This window comes from Deinococcus apachensis DSM 19763, from assembly GCF_000381345.1.
In the GTDB taxonomy this organism is placed as follows: Bacteria; Deinococcota; Deinococci; order Deinococcales; family Deinococcaceae; genus Deinococcus; species Deinococcus apachensis.
In genome coordinates this window covers 565,634-579,485 of sequence record NZ_KB906398.1, presented here as the reverse complement: position 1 = coordinate 579,485, position 13,852 = coordinate 565,634, and the positions used below count along the sequence as shown (strand labels likewise).

Below are 13,852 nucleotides of genomic sequence, written 5' to 3'. Positions count from 1 at the left end.
GCCCCTCGGGTTCGTATCGCTCCTGCGCTGCCCGTATCCCTCGCGCTACCCTCCCCCCATGCGGCCCGCCGATCTCACTCCCGCCGAGCTTGTGGACCTGCTCGATGACGCCTACCAGGAGTCGCGGGGAGGGCCGCCGTCCGGTCTCGCGCCTGCAGAGGAGGCGGCCCTGGCGGACTACCTGGGCTGCCACCCCGAGCAGAAAGCGGCCGTGCTGCACCTGTGGCAGGAGCGGCTGGCCTGGCAGGGCGGCGACCCCGAGGACGCGGAGTACTGGTTGGACGCGGAGTTCGTGGGGCCGGGCCAGTAGCACTCACCCCCCCGTCTTGAATTAACGTTTCATTAGCGCAGCCCAACCTAGCGTGCCCCGACGCGACAACTTCGGGGGAAAGTTATGAAACGACGATTGCCGTTGGCCCTGCTCACGCTCGCCCTTGCTGCCTGTGGGCAGCAACCTGGCTCAACCGAAACCCTGCCGCCCGAACCCGTCGGCAACTACGACAATGTGGACGGGTCATGGAGCAAGTCGCCCGTCCTGAGCGCTCAGGCTTTGACCGCTGACGTGAATACGCTCTATTACGAGACCGCTCTAACTGCCACAAATGCCTGGGGACCCATTGAGGTGGACCGCAGCAACGGCGAGCGGGGCATCGGGGACGGCAAGACCCTGACGCTGAACGGCACCAGGTACGCTAAGGGCTATGGCGTTCACGCACCCAGCGAACTGAAGTACAGCCTGGCCGGGTCGGACAATGCCAAATGCGTGCGGTTCAAGGCGCAGGTCGGCGTGGATGACGAGGTGGGCAGCCGGGGTAGCGTGGTGTTCCAGGTCTGGGGTGACGGGGAGAAGCTCTACGACAGTGGTGTGATGACCGGGGCGAGCGCGACGAAGAACGTGAACGTTGATCTGCGCGGCAAAAAGGCGATTCGCATGGTGGTGACGGACGCGGGGAACGGCAAGACCGCCGATCACGCGGATTGGATCAACCCGACGATCACCTGCCTGCCGAACATCACCCTGAAGGCTCCTGAAAATACGAAAATTTACCAGGACACCCATGGAACTCTCCCGATCACTGTCATTAATAACAGCAAGCAGTTCACTGGCAACTTAACTTATCGTCTTGTGATGAAAGAGGAATCCAATTACCCTACTGCTTTTACAATAGAGGGTAAAGGCACTAATATTAGTGGGGCAGGAATTTATAACCGTAACATAAGCGTTTATGTCCCCACTTGGGCTTATGAGGAGCAATATCAAGAGCCAGGATTTGACTCAGAAGACCTAGTGGCATATTGGAACGGCGAGGAAGTGGCACGCGTTCCCGCAAATATCGTTATCTTGTCTCAGAGAATTAGCATCTCGTACCCCGAACAGCCTTATGAAATACACGCTGGCGAGACACGTATTGTGCAAGGCATTGTGACTATTACCCCGGGAGGTGAAACTTCGGGAGTTGAAATTAATGTCTACAGCGAGCCCACTAGCAGTAGAATGGACGATTGGTGGGAAGTTGACGGTGGGGGGACTGTTCCCAAAGAAGGGGGAACTATTCCCATAACCATAAAAGCGTTGCATGCTCCTAGGCCCGATGAGTCATTGGAGCCAGATCTGCGTCTACGTGAGGGGCAATCCCCCTTTGGTCGAACCCCAGGTAAGTATTTCTCTTACATCAAACTACGATACGTGCCCTAAGTGGAGGAAAGGAGGGCGAGTTGTTCCCCGAACGCTCGGTTGGGTGGGAACAAGCGCTGTTGATGTGCGCCCCGGTCATCACACCTGATTTGTCATCCTGCGCTGATGACCGATCAGGACCGTCACGCTGCTGCTAATGCCGAGCAGGTCCGGCTGCTCCAGGAAGCACTCGCCCAGACCACAGCAATCCAGGAGGAACGCCGTCCGCCCCCCTGGGTTGCCGTCTTCGCCTGCTTGATGGCTGGGCTCGGGCTGGGGCTGAATCTGCTCGCATACGGCGGGGAGACCGAGGCCTTCGCGCCTGCGCTCTTCATCGCCGCTGTAGTGCTCGCCGGGTTCACCTGGGCGGTGTGGGGACGGTAAGGTGGCCCTCCCCGGGCGGAGTACCCTTTGTCCTCATGACTGACTTCCGGCCCGGCCGTCCCCTGCCCGCCAACGACAGTGAGACCCAGGAGCGCCAGCTCTACCACTCCCAGCGCAAAGATGGGGCATGGGCGACGATGGCCCGGGAGGGGAACGCCTGGCAGTGGCGCCAGCTGCACGGTGGGGGGAGAGGACGGGTACGGCCGCAGCGGCTGGCATGAGCTGCAGGGCTGGCTAACGAAGTAGGGGAGAGGTCGGCATACTAACGCCGATTGGTATGAAACACCCGACAACCGCGGCGGGTAGAGAAGGACGTTGTGCTGTATGTGTGCGCCTCCACTCACGACGGGAAGCACGCTCCTGGCCTGCCGGGACGCGCTCCAGGCGGCGGGGGTGACGCGGGTGTATTTCGCGGTGGTCGCCCGCTGACGCCCCTCATCCACGTGCGGTACGGTGCCCCCATGAAGTCTTTCCTGCCCGTTGCGCTCGCCGCTGCCCTGCTGGGCGGCGCGGGGGCCCAGACACTGGTGCCCATTCAGGACTCCAGGCTGCCCTTCACGGTCAGCCTTCCCAAGGGCTGGCTGGGCGTGGACCTGAAGGACGGCCTCTCAGGGGTGACTGCGGTCTCCGCCAAGACGCCCCCCGCCAGCATGATCCGCTTGCTGTTCACGCCCAAGAACGGCAAGAACCCGGAACTCAAGCAGGAATTCCGCAACTTCGAGGCGGGGGTGGCGCAGACCGGGGGCAAGCTCAAGCTCTACCGGGGCCGCAACGTCAGCTACGGCGGGGTGCGCGGTGTCGAGCGCGAGTACGGGCTGTCGCACCCCAAGGGCCATCTGCGCCTGCGGGTCTGGTTCGGCAACGGGTCGAAAAACCTCTACTCCTTCCAGATCACCGACACCCCCGAACGCTACAAGACGAGCAACGCCCTTTTCAGCCGGGTGCTGGCGAGCGTCCGCTTCCGCTAACGGGGGGGCTGGCTTCCCACCTCCCCATAAGTGCCTAAGCTGCATGGGGAGGTTCCCCTATGCGTACCCGATGGACGACCGCACTGACCCTGCTGGCCCTCGCCTCGACTGCCCTGGCCGGAAACCGCCTGGAGGTGCGGCAGGTGGCCTTTTCTGCCGACGGCTCCCGGGCACTGGTGGTGACGGGCGGCGTGCTGGATGGCAGCGGCTTCAGCCACGCCGCCGTGCAGGCCCTCGACACCCGGACGGGCCACACGCTGCTCAAAGCCGCCGCCCAGTCCGAGACGCAGCCCGTCTCTACTGTCGTAAACGCCCTGCTGACGCGTGAGCGCCCCCGCCTCGCCCCGCTGGGCCTGACCCCCGGGCGGGCGGCGCGGCCCGTCTTCGCCCAGCCGGTCCCCACCCACGCCCCCGTCTGGACGGAGGGCACGCCTGCCGGAAGCGCCCTCGTCGCGCCCGTGCGGCTGTGGACGCGCCCGGTCCCGGTACGGCTGAGTGTGCAGCGCCTGCCCTCGAGTTGCCGCTTTTCCGGATTGCTCCCGCGTGGGGAGGGTCCCGCCGGATTCACCCTGACCGTGAGCGGGCAGACTGTCCACAGCGACCGCGTCCTGCCCGCCGGACGGGAGTGCGCCGCCCGCTACGCCCTGGAGCGGGTGTACGTGCAGGGGAACCGTGCCGTGTTCATCGTCCGCGCCTACACCCCGGGTTTCGAGGGGCCGAACGCGGAGGTCGTGCCGGTGGCGGCGCGGCTGCGCTAGGCCCTCCCCTCAGAGCTGCCCCCCCACCCCCTGCATCATCCGGCGCACCGCGTCCAGCTCGTCCTTGTTGATCGCGTGGCCCAGGCCAGGGTACACCCGGTCGTCCACCCGCGCGCCCCGCGAGCGCAGGTGTTCGGCGCTCTCCTGAAAGCGCGACAGGGGAATGTGCGCGTCGTCGGGGGCCACGCCCATGAAGACAGGAAGGCCACCCAGGTCACCCGTCTGATCCAGGGTGATCAGCCCGCCGCTCAGCGCCGCCACGCCGCCCAGCCTCCTCCCGCTGCGGCTGGCGTACTCCAGCGCCAGGCACGCCCCCTGCGAGAAGCCGCCCAGCACCACGTTCCCCGCCGGAATGCCCCGCGCCTCCAATTCGCCCAGCACGGCCTCCACCGTGGCGAGGGCCCGGTCCAGGTACGGCTGGTTGCGCTCGACGGGCGCGAGGAAGGAGAGGGGATACCACGAGTTCCCCTCCGCCTGCGGGGCCAGGTACGCGAAGGCACTGAGGTTGAATTCGTCCGCGAGCGAGAGGATGTCCCCCGCCGTGCCGCCCCGCCCGTGGAGCAGGACCATCGCCACCCGCGCCTCGCCCAGGGGACGGCCAGCGGTGTGCACCTCGATTCCTGAGACTTCGGGCGTCTCTTGGGGGGCAGGGTTCGCGCTCAGCTCCCGGCCGCCGATGGTCACGCCGTACTCGCGGTTCACGATCCTCGGCACATGCGCCTCGATGGCCGCGCGCTGGGGCTCGTACCACGCGGGGAGCTTGAGGTGCCCGCCCAGCTCCCCCACCGGCTCGTCGTCCGGGAAGCCGGGGGCGTCGGTGGCAATCTCGAACAGCACGCCGTTCGGCTCGCGGAAGTAGATGGAGTGGAAATACTGCCGGTCCTGCACGGGCGTGGGCTGATACCCCGCCTCGGCCAGGCCCGTCAGGTACGCCTCCTGCTCGGCATCGTCGCGCGTCCGCAGGGCGACGTGGTGGATGCTCCCCGCCCCGAAGGTCCCCCGCCCCTTGCCGGGCCGCTCGACCACGTCCACAAAGAGGCCCACCCCCTCGCCGCTGCCCCGGAAGCGGGTGCGGGTGCCCTCAGCGTCCGGCTCGCTCCCCACCTCGGTGAAGCCCAGCCGCCCCACCAAGAGGTCCCGCACCGGCCCGGTGTCCCGCACCCAGGCGGTGACCGAGTGGAAGCCGCGCAACTCGTGCTCGGCGGGGACCGGGCTGGCGGGCCAGGGCTGCACGGGCTGGCCGTCGTCGAAGAGCAACTCCACCCAGGTCCCGTCCGGGTCCTCCACCATCAGCACCCGCTCACCGAAGCGTTCGCCCTCCCGCGGGGTGAGGCCCTGCGCGGTCAGCCGCGCCCGCCAATAATCCTCGCTCGCCCGGGGGGCGCTGTAGGCCGTCGCCACGACCTCCCCGTTGCCGCGCACACCCCGTTTGGCGCCCGGCCAGGGAAAGTGGGTCATGATCGTGCCCGGCTGCCCGGTCAGGTCTCCGTAGTAGAAGTGGTACGTGCCTGGATCGTCGAAATTCACCGTCACCTTGACGAGTCGTTGCCCCAACACCTGGGAATAGAAGTCGATGTTGCGCTGGGGGTCACTTGCCATCACGGTGACGTGATGTAAACCCTGCACAGGCGTGGTGCCGGGAATGGCGGTAGAGGAGGTCATGTAGGGATGATAGCTTAATGTTAAACAATCTGCTGTGACCTGGACCACCTCGGATTCGGGGTGGGCTCTGGTGACGGCTGATCTGTCCCGCTGACCCGGGGGTGCCCTCACGGCTCAAAAAGTTGGTCCCCCTGAGCCACGTGAAGGGTCTCGCCCGGAGATGCCCCGCATTTGCTCAGCATGACCAGGTTTCTGCTCCCCGCCCTAAGCCAGCAAACAGCCCGGCTTCCGCGCAGGGGTGATGCATCCTGCCGGGCTGTTCCCCCACATCCTCAGGAGTCGCGTCGGGTGCCACCCAACGCGGCCACCTCCTCACCCACCCCGCTCAATCCGCGCCCCAGCTTGCGGGTCAGGGCGGCGAGTTGGCCCAGCTCCTGTGGCGTCAGTCCGGCGAATACGTCCCGGATGCCGCGCACGTGGTTCGGCAGCACGCGTGCGACGAGGGCCTCGCCCTCCGGGGTGAGAAAGACGTTCATCACGCGGCGGTCCTGCGGGTTGCGCTCGCGGCGCACCAGGCCGTCGCGCTCCAGGTTGTCGATCACCATCGTGAGGTTGCCGCTGGACCGCAGAATCTTGTTGGCAAGCTGGCGCTGGCTGAGCGGCCCCAGGTGGTAGAGCGCCTCGATCACGCCGAACTGGCTGATGGTCAGCCCGTGGTCTGTTAGATGCCGGTTGGCCGCCACCTCGACGGCGTGCGCCGCACGCCACAGCTTGATGTAGGCGTCGAGCGCCGCGCGTTCCTCCGGCGAGCCTGGGTAGCGGGTGGGCATATCCCCGTCATCCTCGGCGCAGCGGGGACGGGAGGTCAAGCGGGTACGGGGCCGAGACCGAGGGGCGTGGCCCGGAAGGGGGGCGGGGGAGCCGCCTCAGCGTCCCGCCTGCCCCCGGCCCTGCCGGTATTCCTCCGTCGCCAGCCGGACGCATGCCGCGACGACCTGCATGGCGAGCCGGACCTCCTCCAGCGGCGGGCGCGTTGGCGCCAGGCGGATGTTGCGCCCCGCCCGGTCCTGCCCCGCCGGATACGTCGCCCCGGCAGGCGTGAGGCTGACTCCCGCCCCCTCGGCGAGTTCGACCACCCGCGCCGCCACCGGCTCGGCCGTGTCCAGGCTGATGAAGTACCCGCCCTTCGGGGAGGTCCAGGTCGCGTACTCGCCGTTTCCACCCAGTTCTGAGTGCAGCACCTCGTCCACCACGCGGAACTTGGGGGCGATCAGGGCCGCGTGCGCGCTCATCAAGCCCTCCAGGCCTCTCGGATAATTCTCCAGAAAGCGGACGTGCCGCGCCTGCTCCAGCTTGTTCGGGCCGATGCTCTGGGCGTTCAGGTACTTCGACAGCCAGCGGATGTTGTCCTCGCTGCTCGCCATGAAGCCCAGCCCCGCCCCCGCGAAGGTGATCTTGGAGGTTGAGGCGAACACGAACGAGCGGTCCGGGTATCCGGCGTCCCGCGAGAGCACCACGAAGTTCACGGGCTCGTCGCGGTTCTCCTCGTATAGGTGGTGGGCCCGATAGGCGTCGTCCGCAAAGATGGTGAAGTCGGGGGCCGCCGCCTGAAGCCCCGCCAGCCGCCGCGCCTTCTCCGCGCTGATCGACTCGCCGCCCGGGTTGGAGTAGGTGGGCACGAACAGCACGCCCTTCACCGAGGGGTCAGTGCCCGCCAGCCGCTCGATGGCGTCTATATCCGGCCCGTCGGGCTGCATGTCCACGGTCAGCAGCTCGAAGCCCAGCGTCTGCAGCAGCAGGAAGTGGCGGTCGTACCCCGGCACCGTCACGATGATCTTGGGAGACTGCGTGATCCAGGGGGCGCTGCTGCCCCGGACGCCGTGCAGCAGGGCGAAGGTCAGCACCAGCCCCTGAAGCTCCAGGCTGGAGTTGTTCCACACCAGCATGTTCTCGGCCTTCACGTCGAGGTAGTGGGCGAACATCGCCCGCGCGGACGGCAGGCCCGTCACGCCGCCCGGGTAGTTTCGCAGGTCCTGGCCGTCCATCCTCACGTCACCCTCGCCCAGCACGCCGATCATCCCGTTCGAGAGGTCGAAGTCCGCGTCGGAGGGCTGCCCCCGCTGCATGTTGAGCTTCAGGCCGCGCGCTTTGAAGGCTTCGTAGGCCTGGCGGGCTGACTGGAGGGCCGAAGCCGGGGCTTCACTCGTCATACCCCCACGTTACCCGCGCCGCGCGGCGGAGGGGAGGGGGTTGGTTAGTGGGGAAAGGTTGAGCTGGGTGTTGGGCAGAGGTTGTCATGCTGAACGAAGTGAAGCGTCTCCACGCCGCATCGAGACCCTTCGCCTGCGGCTCAGGGTGACAGGTTGGAGAGGCGGCCAAAATGCCAGGGCAACGGCCAACGGCACAGCAACCCCTCCGGCCCTGCGGGCCACCTCCCCTGGGGGAGAGGCAACAGCCCGAGTTTCCCGGAGGGCCAAGGCCGGACCTGGCTCCCCTTTCAGGGGGGCTGTCCGCGAAGCGGACTGAGGGGTTGACCGCGGCATGCCCTGCCAAAACCGGACTTCGCGCTTGCCCTGGCCGAACCTCCTCCGTCTCCGGAAAACCGGCGGATGCTCTATGCTGCCCGCGCCCGCTCCGTCCGGCGCGGCCCTTTTTCGTCGGCCCCTCTTTTTCGAGCCCCACCCAACAGGAGAACACCCAATGCAGTACGTCGTTTCCCGCCCCCGCGTGGGCCTTTTTATCGACACCCAGAACCTCTACCACTCGGCGCGCGACCTGCTGGAGCGCACCGTCAACTTCGAGACGATCCTGAAGGTCGCCACCGAGGGACGCGAACTCGTCCACGCGATCTCCTACACGGTCGAGCGCGAGAACGAGGCGACGGCGCGGCCCTTCATCTACAAGCTCTCGGCGCTGGGGTACAAGGTGCGGCGCATGAACCTGGTCCTGAGCCATGTCGCCGAGGGCGGCAAGCACATCTACGAGGGCAACTGGGATATGGGCATCGTGGCCGACATGGTGCGCCTGATGGATCACCTCGACATCGTGGTGCTGGGGAGCGGCGACGGCGACTTCACCGACATCGTCGAGGTCTTGCAGGAGCGCGGCAAGCGGGTGGAGGTCATCGCCTTCCGCGAGCACACCGCGCAGAAACTGGTGGACGCCGCCGACCGCTTCACGCACCTGCCGGACATCCAGGACGCGCTGATGCCCGCCCGCCAGAAGCCAGAGCGGGAGAAGTCCTGACCGGTGGGAGACGTGGCTGCGATGACCCGGCCTGATGCGGACGCCGTTCTCGCCCGCCTCGCCTTCGAGCTGCCCCCCGAGCGCATCGCGCAGACGGGCGCCGAACCGCGCGACTCGTCCCGGCTGATGGTGGTCCGGGAGCGGATCGAGCACCACGTTTTCTGGGAGTTGCCGGAGCTGCTGCAGGCCGGGGACCTGCTCGTCTTCAACGAGAGCCGCGTCATTCCCGCCCGGGTGATGGCGCGCAAACCGGTCGTGAACGGCCACGGCGGCGGCCAGATCGAGGTCCTCCTGCTGCGGGAGGAGGAGGCGAACGTCTGGTCCGCCTACCTCAAACCCGCCAAGCGCGCCGGGAAGGAACTTTGGCTGGGCCAGCCTGGGGGAACACAGCACCGGGCGGAAGTGGTCGGCACCCTCCCCGACGGCGCCCGTCTGCTGCGCTTTGATCACGACCTCAAGCCCCATCTGGACGAGATCGGGCGGTTGCCGCTCCCGCCCTACATCGACGCGGGGGACAGCGACGAGACGTGGCGCGAGCGCTACCAGACGGTGTATGCCCGCGAGCCCGGGAGTGTGGCCGCACCCACGGCGGGGCTGCACTTCACCCCGGAACTCCTCGCCCGGCTGGATGAGGCGGGGGTGGAGCGCCACACCCTCACCCTGCATGTCGGTGCAGGCACGTTCCGGCCTATCACGGGCCCCGTGGCCGAGCACGTGATGCACGCCGAGCGGTACGCGATCAGTGGGCGTACCGCAGCGGCGATCAACCGGGCGAAGGCGGAGGGGCGGCGCGTCATCGCCGTGGGGACGACCACCGTTCGGGCGCTGGAGAGCAGCGCCAACGAGGACGGCACCGTGAATCCCGGCGAGGGAGACACCCGCATCTTCATCACGCCGGGGATACCTCTGCGCGTGCCCGATCTGCTCATCACCAACCTGCATCTGCCGGGTTCCACCCTGCTGCTCCTCGTCGCCGCCTTCGCCGGGGAGCAGCGCATCCGGGCCGCGTACGACGCCGCGCTCGCGGGGAGCTACCGCTTCTACTCTCTGGGGGACGCGATGCTGCTGCAGAAAGGCGGCTGACGCCCGGGATCAGCCTCCCCCCGCCTGCCGCGAATCACTGACCTCCCGCGTCAGCATCACCAGCGCGGCCTCGCGCACGAAGCCCAGCCGCTCGTTGACCGCGAGCATGGGGAGGTTGATGGCGTGGTTGCTGGTCCGGGAGTGGGTGAATCCCCGGGCGAGCCCCGCCCGGGCAGCGGCCAGCTTCAGGGCGAGGGCTAGGCCGCACCCGCGCCACGCTGGGAGGACGCCTGTCAGGCCGTTGTGCAGCGTCCCCGGGCGTGTGGCGATGGGGAGGTACAGCTCGCTCAGCCCCACCCACTCGCCATCGGGGGCCACGGCGAGAAATAAACCTTGCGGGTTGATCCGGTCGGGCACTCGGCGCTGCCAGACCTCGAACGGCCACACGCTGACCGGCGTGGTCGTGGGCACGTCGCGGAGCAGGGCGGCGACCAGGGCGTAGAGCTGGCGCTGCGCGGCCTCGCCGAGGTCGCTCACCAGTTCACTCAGTGGTGCGATTCGCACGCCCGCCGCCCTCACCCGCTCCTCCAGCCCGGCGAACCGGGCGGGGTCGAGCGTCCGCAGGTCGAGCGTGCTGACCCACATGCGGTCGTGTTCGGTATACCCGCGCGCCTCGTAGAAGGACTTTTCCCACCAGTCCTCGCGCACACGGGTAACCAGGGTGTGGGCGCCGTGCGCGAGGGCATACTCCTCGGCGTGGGCGAGAAGTGCCTGCGCGAGGGGGCCCCCGGCGAGTTCGGGCAGCGTCCTTACGGTCACGTCCAGCCAGCCGTCGTGGCTGTCCATCCGGGGCACGCCGGTCTCGGCCAGACCGACGAGGCCGCCCTCCCGCACGGCGAGGGTGCGGACGTGCGGCTCGCCGGGCAGGCGGCGGGCGTCCTGCGCCTCCAACTCCTCGGGGGCGACCGGGGACTCGGGGTGCGCCAGGGTCAGGAACGCCGCGACGGTCGGAAGGTCGGCGGGCGTCGCCCGGTGGAGGACCACGCCGGGCGGAAGAACCTGCTGTCGCTCGTCCATGTGGCAGGACAGCACAGCCTCCCCGGGCGGCACAATCCGCCGTTTAGCCCAGCCACCATTCCGGTCCCGTCTCATCCAGGGCTCTCTATACTCGCCCCCATGACGCAAGCGCCCCCTGCGCCCGTTCGGAGTGACAATCCTCTTCTGAACGTCGGCTTTCGCATTCCCTTCGACCAGATTCGGCCTGAACACGCGGAACCCGCTGTCGACGCGTTGCTCGCGCAGACGCAGGAACGCCTGGAGACCCTGGCCCGGGCGGGCGAGCGGGACTACGCGGATTTCATGGCCGACCTCGACACGTTGACCGAGCAGCTTGACACGGTGCGCGTGATTGTGGGGCACCTCGACGGCGTGGTGACCAGCCCCGAGTGGCAGGCGGCCAAGCGCGCGATCCTGCCCAAGGTCACCGAGTTCTACACCCAGCTCAGCCTCCACCCCGGCCTGTGGGCGGCGCTGAAGGGCTTTGCCGAGACGGAGGCGGGGCGGACGCTCGACCCGGTGCGCGCCAGGCACCTCAAACTCACCATCGACGAGTTCCGCCGCGAGGGCGCCGATCTTCCGGAAGACCAGAAGGCCCGGCTGCTGGAGGTCAACACCCGCCTCGCGCAGGTCACGAACGACTTCGCCAAGAACGTTCTCGACGCGACCGCCGCTTACGAACTCATCGTGCCCGAGTCGCGGCTCGCGGGTGTGCCCGAGCGGGTGCGCGAGGCCACCCGGCTCGACGCCCAGGCGCACGGGCATCCGGAAGGCCACCGCCTGACGCTGCACCAGCCCGTCGTCGAACCCGTCCTGACCTACGCCGACGACCGCGAACTGCGCCGCGAACTCTGGCTCGCGCAGAATTCGGTGGGCTCGCAGCCGGGGCGCGACAACCGGCCCCTGGTGCTGGAGATCCTGAAACTGCGGCGCGAGCAGGCCCGCATCCTGGGCTTCCGCGACTTCGCCGACTACGTGCTGGAGGACCGCATGGCGGGCGGCGGCGAGCGGGCGCTGACCTTCGAGCGCGACCTCGAAGCCCGCGTGCGCCCCTTCTTCGAACGCGAGAACGCCGAGCTGCAAGCCTTCTACCGCGATCAATCCGGACAGGACGCGCCCGCCCTGGAGGCCTGGGACGTCGGCTACTGGGCCGAGAAGCAGCGCCAGGCCAAGTACGACTTCGACGAGGAGGCCCTGCGCCCCTACTTCGAGCTCGACCGGGTGCTCGCGGGCCTCTTCGAGCTCGTGAACCGGGTGTTCGGGATCACGGTGCGCCAGGGCGAGGCCCCCGGCTGGCACCCCGAGGTCCGTTACTACGACATCCTCGATGAGGGGGGCACGCACGTCGCCTCCTTCTACACCGACTGGTTCCCGCGCGACACCAAGCGGGCGGGCGCGTGGATGAACGCCTTCGTGACGGGCGGCCCGCGTGAGCGTGGGGTCGAGCCCCACCTCGGCCTGATGTGCGGCAACATGACGCCCCCCTCCGGGAACAACCCCGCGCTGCTCTCCCTGCGCGAGGTCGAAACCGTCTTCCACGAGTTCGGCCACCTGCTGCACCACGCGCTCTCCCGCGTGCCCGTCCGCAGCCTCAGCGGCACCCGCGTCGCCTGGGACTTCGTAGAGCTGCCCTCGCAGATCATGGAGAACTGGGTGATGGAGCGGGAGGCCCTGGACCTCTTCGCCCGGCACTACCAGACGGGCGAGCGGCTGCCGGACGAGCTGTTTGACCGCATGGTCGCCGCTCGCAACTACCGCGCGGCGAACGCCACCATGCGCCAGCTCTCCTTCGGCACGGTGGACCTGGAACTGCACGTCGAGTTCGACCCCGACGCGCCGGACGCCGACCCCATCCGCGTGGCGCGCGAGGTGATGGGCCGCTTCTACCCCTACCCGCTGCCCGGGGACTACGCCCGCATCGCGCAGTTCGGCCACCTGTTCTCCAGCCCGGTCGGGTACGGCGCCGGGTACTACTCCTACAAGTGGGCCGAGGTCCTGGACGCCGACGCCTTCTCCCGCTTCGCGCAGGAGGGCATCTTCAACCGCGAGACGGGCCGCGCCTACGTGGACACCATCCTCAGCCGCGGCAACAGCGCCGAGGCCGCCCAGCTCTACCGTGACTTCATGGGCCGCGACCCCGACGCCGAGGCGCTGCTGCGGCGCAGCGGGCTTGTAGAGGCGTAAGGCGAAACGAGGCCCGGCCCTCCTGGAGCTGGGGGCCGGGTTCGTCATGCCCGGGAGTCCGGTGTCCCCCTTGATCCTAACGTCGCGTGAGGCGTCAGGATGAGGGTCCCTGCGCGGGGAAGGTATGTTCAGAATCGGAGAATTGGCACGCATGGCCGGGGTCAGCGTCCGCACGCTGCACCATTACGATGACCTCGGCCTCCTCAAGCCCGCCCTCACGACGGAAAGCGGCCACCGCCTGTACGCGCCCGCGCAACTCGCGCGCCTGAGGCGCATCCTCGCCCTCAAGACCCTGGGGCTCACGCTCGACGAGATCGGGCGGGTCCCGGACGGGTTGCCCTCCACCACCCTCCTCGCCCGCCGCCGCGCCGAGTTGCTGGCCCAGCGCGACGCGCTCGACGGGCAGATCCGGCGCCTCGACGAGGTGCTGTGCCAGGAGCGACGTATGGAACATTATCAGGTCGAACTCAAGGATCTTCCGGCCTACCCCGTCCTTGCCGCTCGGGGCCTGGCCCCCGACTACCGCCACGTCGCCGCCCCGATGGGAGAGCTGTTCGGGGAGCTGGGGCGCGCCTTCGAGTCGACAGGACTGCGGTGCGTCCAGCCCTGCGCCGTGGTCTGGCACGGCGGGGGCTATCAGAGCGAGGAGCAGATCGAGCTGGAGGTGGCTGAGGGCTTCGAGGGCGAGGTGCCGGAGTCCGGCCTCCCGGGTGGGAGGGTTCACCGCACCGAACTGCCCGCCACCCAGGTCGCCTCCACCGTTCACACGGGCAGCTATGAACGGTTGGGTGAGCCCTACGCCGCCCTCCTCGCCTGGATGGCGCGGGAGGGCTTCGTCTCCGCCGGACCCGTGCGCGAGGTGTACCTCCAGCAGAGCACGGATGAGGCGGGGCAGGTGACCGAGTTGCAGATTCCGGTCCGGCGGGTCTGAGGGCCTCTCGCCCTGCTATCCTCGC

General features: G+C 68.1%; 14 protein-coding genes. 10 read left to right on the top strand and 4 right to left on the bottom strand.

Annotated features, from left to right (window positions below):
- The first annotated feature begins 58 nt into the window (after window positions 1-58).
- From F784_RS0102915 to F784_RS0102895, 6 genes are all read left to right on the top strand, one after another.
- Complete coding sequence (locus F784_RS0102915; protein WP_026332230.1) at window positions 59-310, top strand: hypothetical protein; 252 nt, start codon at window positions 59-61, stop codon at window positions 308-310.
- 84 nt (window positions 311-394) lie between these two features.
- Entirely contained in the window at window positions 395-1,696 is a 1,302-nt protein-coding gene (locus F784_RS25095; protein WP_083939126.1) for an NPCBM/NEW2 domain-containing protein, read from the top strand.
- Window positions 1,697-1,801: 105 nt separating this feature from the next.
- Window positions 1,802-2,059, top strand: a complete 258-nt coding sequence (locus F784_RS0102910; protein ID WP_019585199.1) for a hypothetical protein — start codon at window positions 1,802-1,804, stop codon at window positions 2,057-2,059.
- A 35-nt stretch (window positions 2,060-2,094) separates the two neighbouring features.
- The gene (locus F784_RS25880; RefSeq protein ID WP_157464950.1) at window positions 2,095-2,280 is read left to right on the top strand and encodes a hypothetical protein; all 186 of its coding nucleotides are present in this window, start codon (window positions 2,095-2,097) and stop codon (window positions 2,278-2,280) included.
- A 240-nt stretch (window positions 2,281-2,520) separates the two neighbouring features.
- Window positions 2,521-3,027 carry a hypothetical protein gene (locus tag F784_RS0102900; protein WP_019585197.1) on the top strand — a complete coding sequence of 169 codons (507 nt, stop codon included), beginning with the start codon at window positions 2,521-2,523 and terminating at the stop codon, window positions 3,025-3,027.
- Window positions 3,028-3,086: 59 nt separating this feature from the next.
- Window positions 3,087-3,785, top strand: coding sequence for a DUF2259 domain-containing protein (locus F784_RS0102895; protein WP_019585196.1), 699 nt, complete (start codon window positions 3,087-3,089; stop codon window positions 3,783-3,785).
- A gap of 9 nt (window positions 3,786-3,794) precedes the next feature.
- Here the strand turns inward: F784_RS0102895 and F784_RS0102890 are convergent, their stop codons facing one another.
- The 3 genes from F784_RS0102890 to F784_RS0102880 form a co-directional block, all read right to left on the bottom strand.
- Complete coding sequence (locus F784_RS0102890; RefSeq protein ID WP_019585195.1) at window positions 3,795-5,447, bottom strand: VOC family protein; 1,653 nt, start codon at window positions 5,445-5,447, stop codon at window positions 3,795-3,797.
- A gap of 272 nt (window positions 5,448-5,719) precedes the next feature.
- Window positions 5,720-6,217 (bottom strand): MarR family winged helix-turn-helix transcriptional regulator, encoded by a 498-nt coding sequence (locus F784_RS0102885; RefSeq protein WP_019585194.1) that lies wholly within the window; start codon window positions 6,215-6,217, stop codon window positions 5,720-5,722.
- A gap of 96 nt (window positions 6,218-6,313) precedes the next feature.
- Window positions 6,314-7,597 (bottom strand): aspartate aminotransferase type Ic, encoded by a 1,284-nt coding sequence (locus F784_RS0102880; RefSeq protein ID WP_019585193.1) that lies wholly within the window; start codon window positions 7,595-7,597, stop codon window positions 6,314-6,316.
- Window positions 7,598-8,087: 490 nt separating this feature from the next.
- Here F784_RS0102880 and F784_RS0102875 point away from each other — a divergent pair, with 490 nt between their 5' ends.
- Window positions 8,088-8,633: a LabA-like NYN domain-containing protein gene (locus F784_RS0102875; RefSeq protein WP_019585192.1), complete on the top strand. Its 546-nt coding sequence runs from the start codon at window positions 8,088-8,090 to the stop codon at window positions 8,631-8,633.
- A 21-nt stretch (window positions 8,634-8,654) separates the two neighbouring features.
- Window positions 8,655-9,716, top strand: a complete 1,062-nt coding sequence (gene queA, locus F784_RS0102870) for a tRNA preQ1(34) S-adenosylmethionine ribosyltransferase-isomerase QueA (protein ID WP_019585191.1) — start codon at window positions 8,655-8,657, stop codon at window positions 9,714-9,716.
- A gap of 9 nt (window positions 9,717-9,725) precedes the next feature.
- Here queA and F784_RS0102865 read toward each other — a convergent pair whose 3' ends face one another.
- A complete protein-coding gene (locus F784_RS0102865) occupies window positions 9,726-10,733 on the bottom strand; it encodes a GNAT family N-acetyltransferase (RefSeq protein ID WP_019585190.1) in 1,008 nt (335 codons plus the stop codon).
- 99 nt (window positions 10,734-10,832) lie between these two features.
- Between F784_RS0102865 and F784_RS0102860 the strand changes: the two genes are divergently transcribed.
- Together F784_RS0102860 and F784_RS0102855 are read left to right on the top strand one after the other, a co-directional pair.
- Entirely contained in the window at window positions 10,833-12,896 is a 2,064-nt protein-coding gene (locus F784_RS0102860) for a M3 family metallopeptidase (protein ID WP_019585189.1), read from the top strand.
- Between the two features lie 124 nt (window positions 12,897-13,020).
- Window positions 13,021-13,827 carry a MerR family transcriptional regulator gene (locus tag F784_RS0102855; RefSeq protein WP_083939125.1) on the top strand — a complete coding sequence of 269 codons (807 nt, stop codon included), beginning with the start codon at window positions 13,021-13,023 and terminating at the stop codon, window positions 13,825-13,827.
- The last annotated feature ends 25 nt before the right edge of the window (window positions 13,828-13,852 follow it).

Excerpts from the sequence above, each read along its gene's own strand:
- F784_RS0102915 (WP_026332230.1), top strand. The coding sequence starts at position 59 with ATGCGGCCCGCCGATCTCACTCCCGCCGAGCTTGTGGACCTGCTCGAT.
- F784_RS25095 (WP_083939126.1), top strand. The coding sequence starts at position 395 with ATGAAACGACGATTGCCGTTGGCCCTGCTCACGCTCGCCCTTGCTGCC.
- F784_RS0102910 (WP_019585199.1), top strand. The coding sequence starts at position 1,802 with ATGACCGATCAGGACCGTCACGCTGCTGCTAATGCCGAGCAGGTCCGG.
- F784_RS25880 (WP_157464950.1), top strand. The coding sequence starts at position 2,095 with ATGACTGACTTCCGGCCCGGCCGTCCCCTGCCCGCCAACGACAGTGAG.
- F784_RS0102900 (WP_019585197.1), top strand. The coding sequence starts at position 2,521 with ATGAAGTCTTTCCTGCCCGTTGCGCTCGCCGCTGCCCTGCTGGGCGGC.
- F784_RS0102895 (WP_019585196.1), top strand. The coding sequence starts at position 3,087 with ATGCGTACCCGATGGACGACCGCACTGACCCTGCTGGCCCTCGCCTCG.
- F784_RS0102890 (WP_019585195.1), bottom strand. The coding sequence starts at position 5,447 with ATGACCTCCTCTACCGCCATTCCCGGCACCACGCCTGTGCAGGGTTTA.
- F784_RS0102885 (WP_019585194.1), bottom strand. The coding sequence starts at position 6,217 with ATGCCCACCCGCTACCCAGGCTCGCCGGAGGAACGCGCGGCGCTCGAC.
- F784_RS0102880 (WP_019585193.1), bottom strand. The coding sequence starts at position 7,597 with ATGACGAGTGAAGCCCCGGCTTCGGCCCTCCAGTCAGCCCGCCAGGCC.
- F784_RS0102875 (WP_019585192.1), top strand. The coding sequence starts at position 8,088 with ATGCAGTACGTCGTTTCCCGCCCCCGCGTGGGCCTTTTTATCGACACC.
- queA (WP_019585191.1), top strand. The coding sequence starts at position 8,655 with ATGACCCGGCCTGATGCGGACGCCGTTCTCGCCCGCCTCGCCTTCGAG.
- F784_RS0102865 (WP_019585190.1), bottom strand. The coding sequence starts at position 10,733 with ATGGACGAGCGACAGCAGGTTCTTCCGCCCGGCGTGGTCCTCCACCGG.
- F784_RS0102860 (WP_019585189.1), top strand. The coding sequence starts at position 10,833 with ATGACGCAAGCGCCCCCTGCGCCCGTTCGGAGTGACAATCCTCTTCTG.
- F784_RS0102855 (WP_083939125.1), top strand. The coding sequence starts at position 13,021 with ATGTTCAGAATCGGAGAATTGGCACGCATGGCCGGGGTCAGCGTCCGC.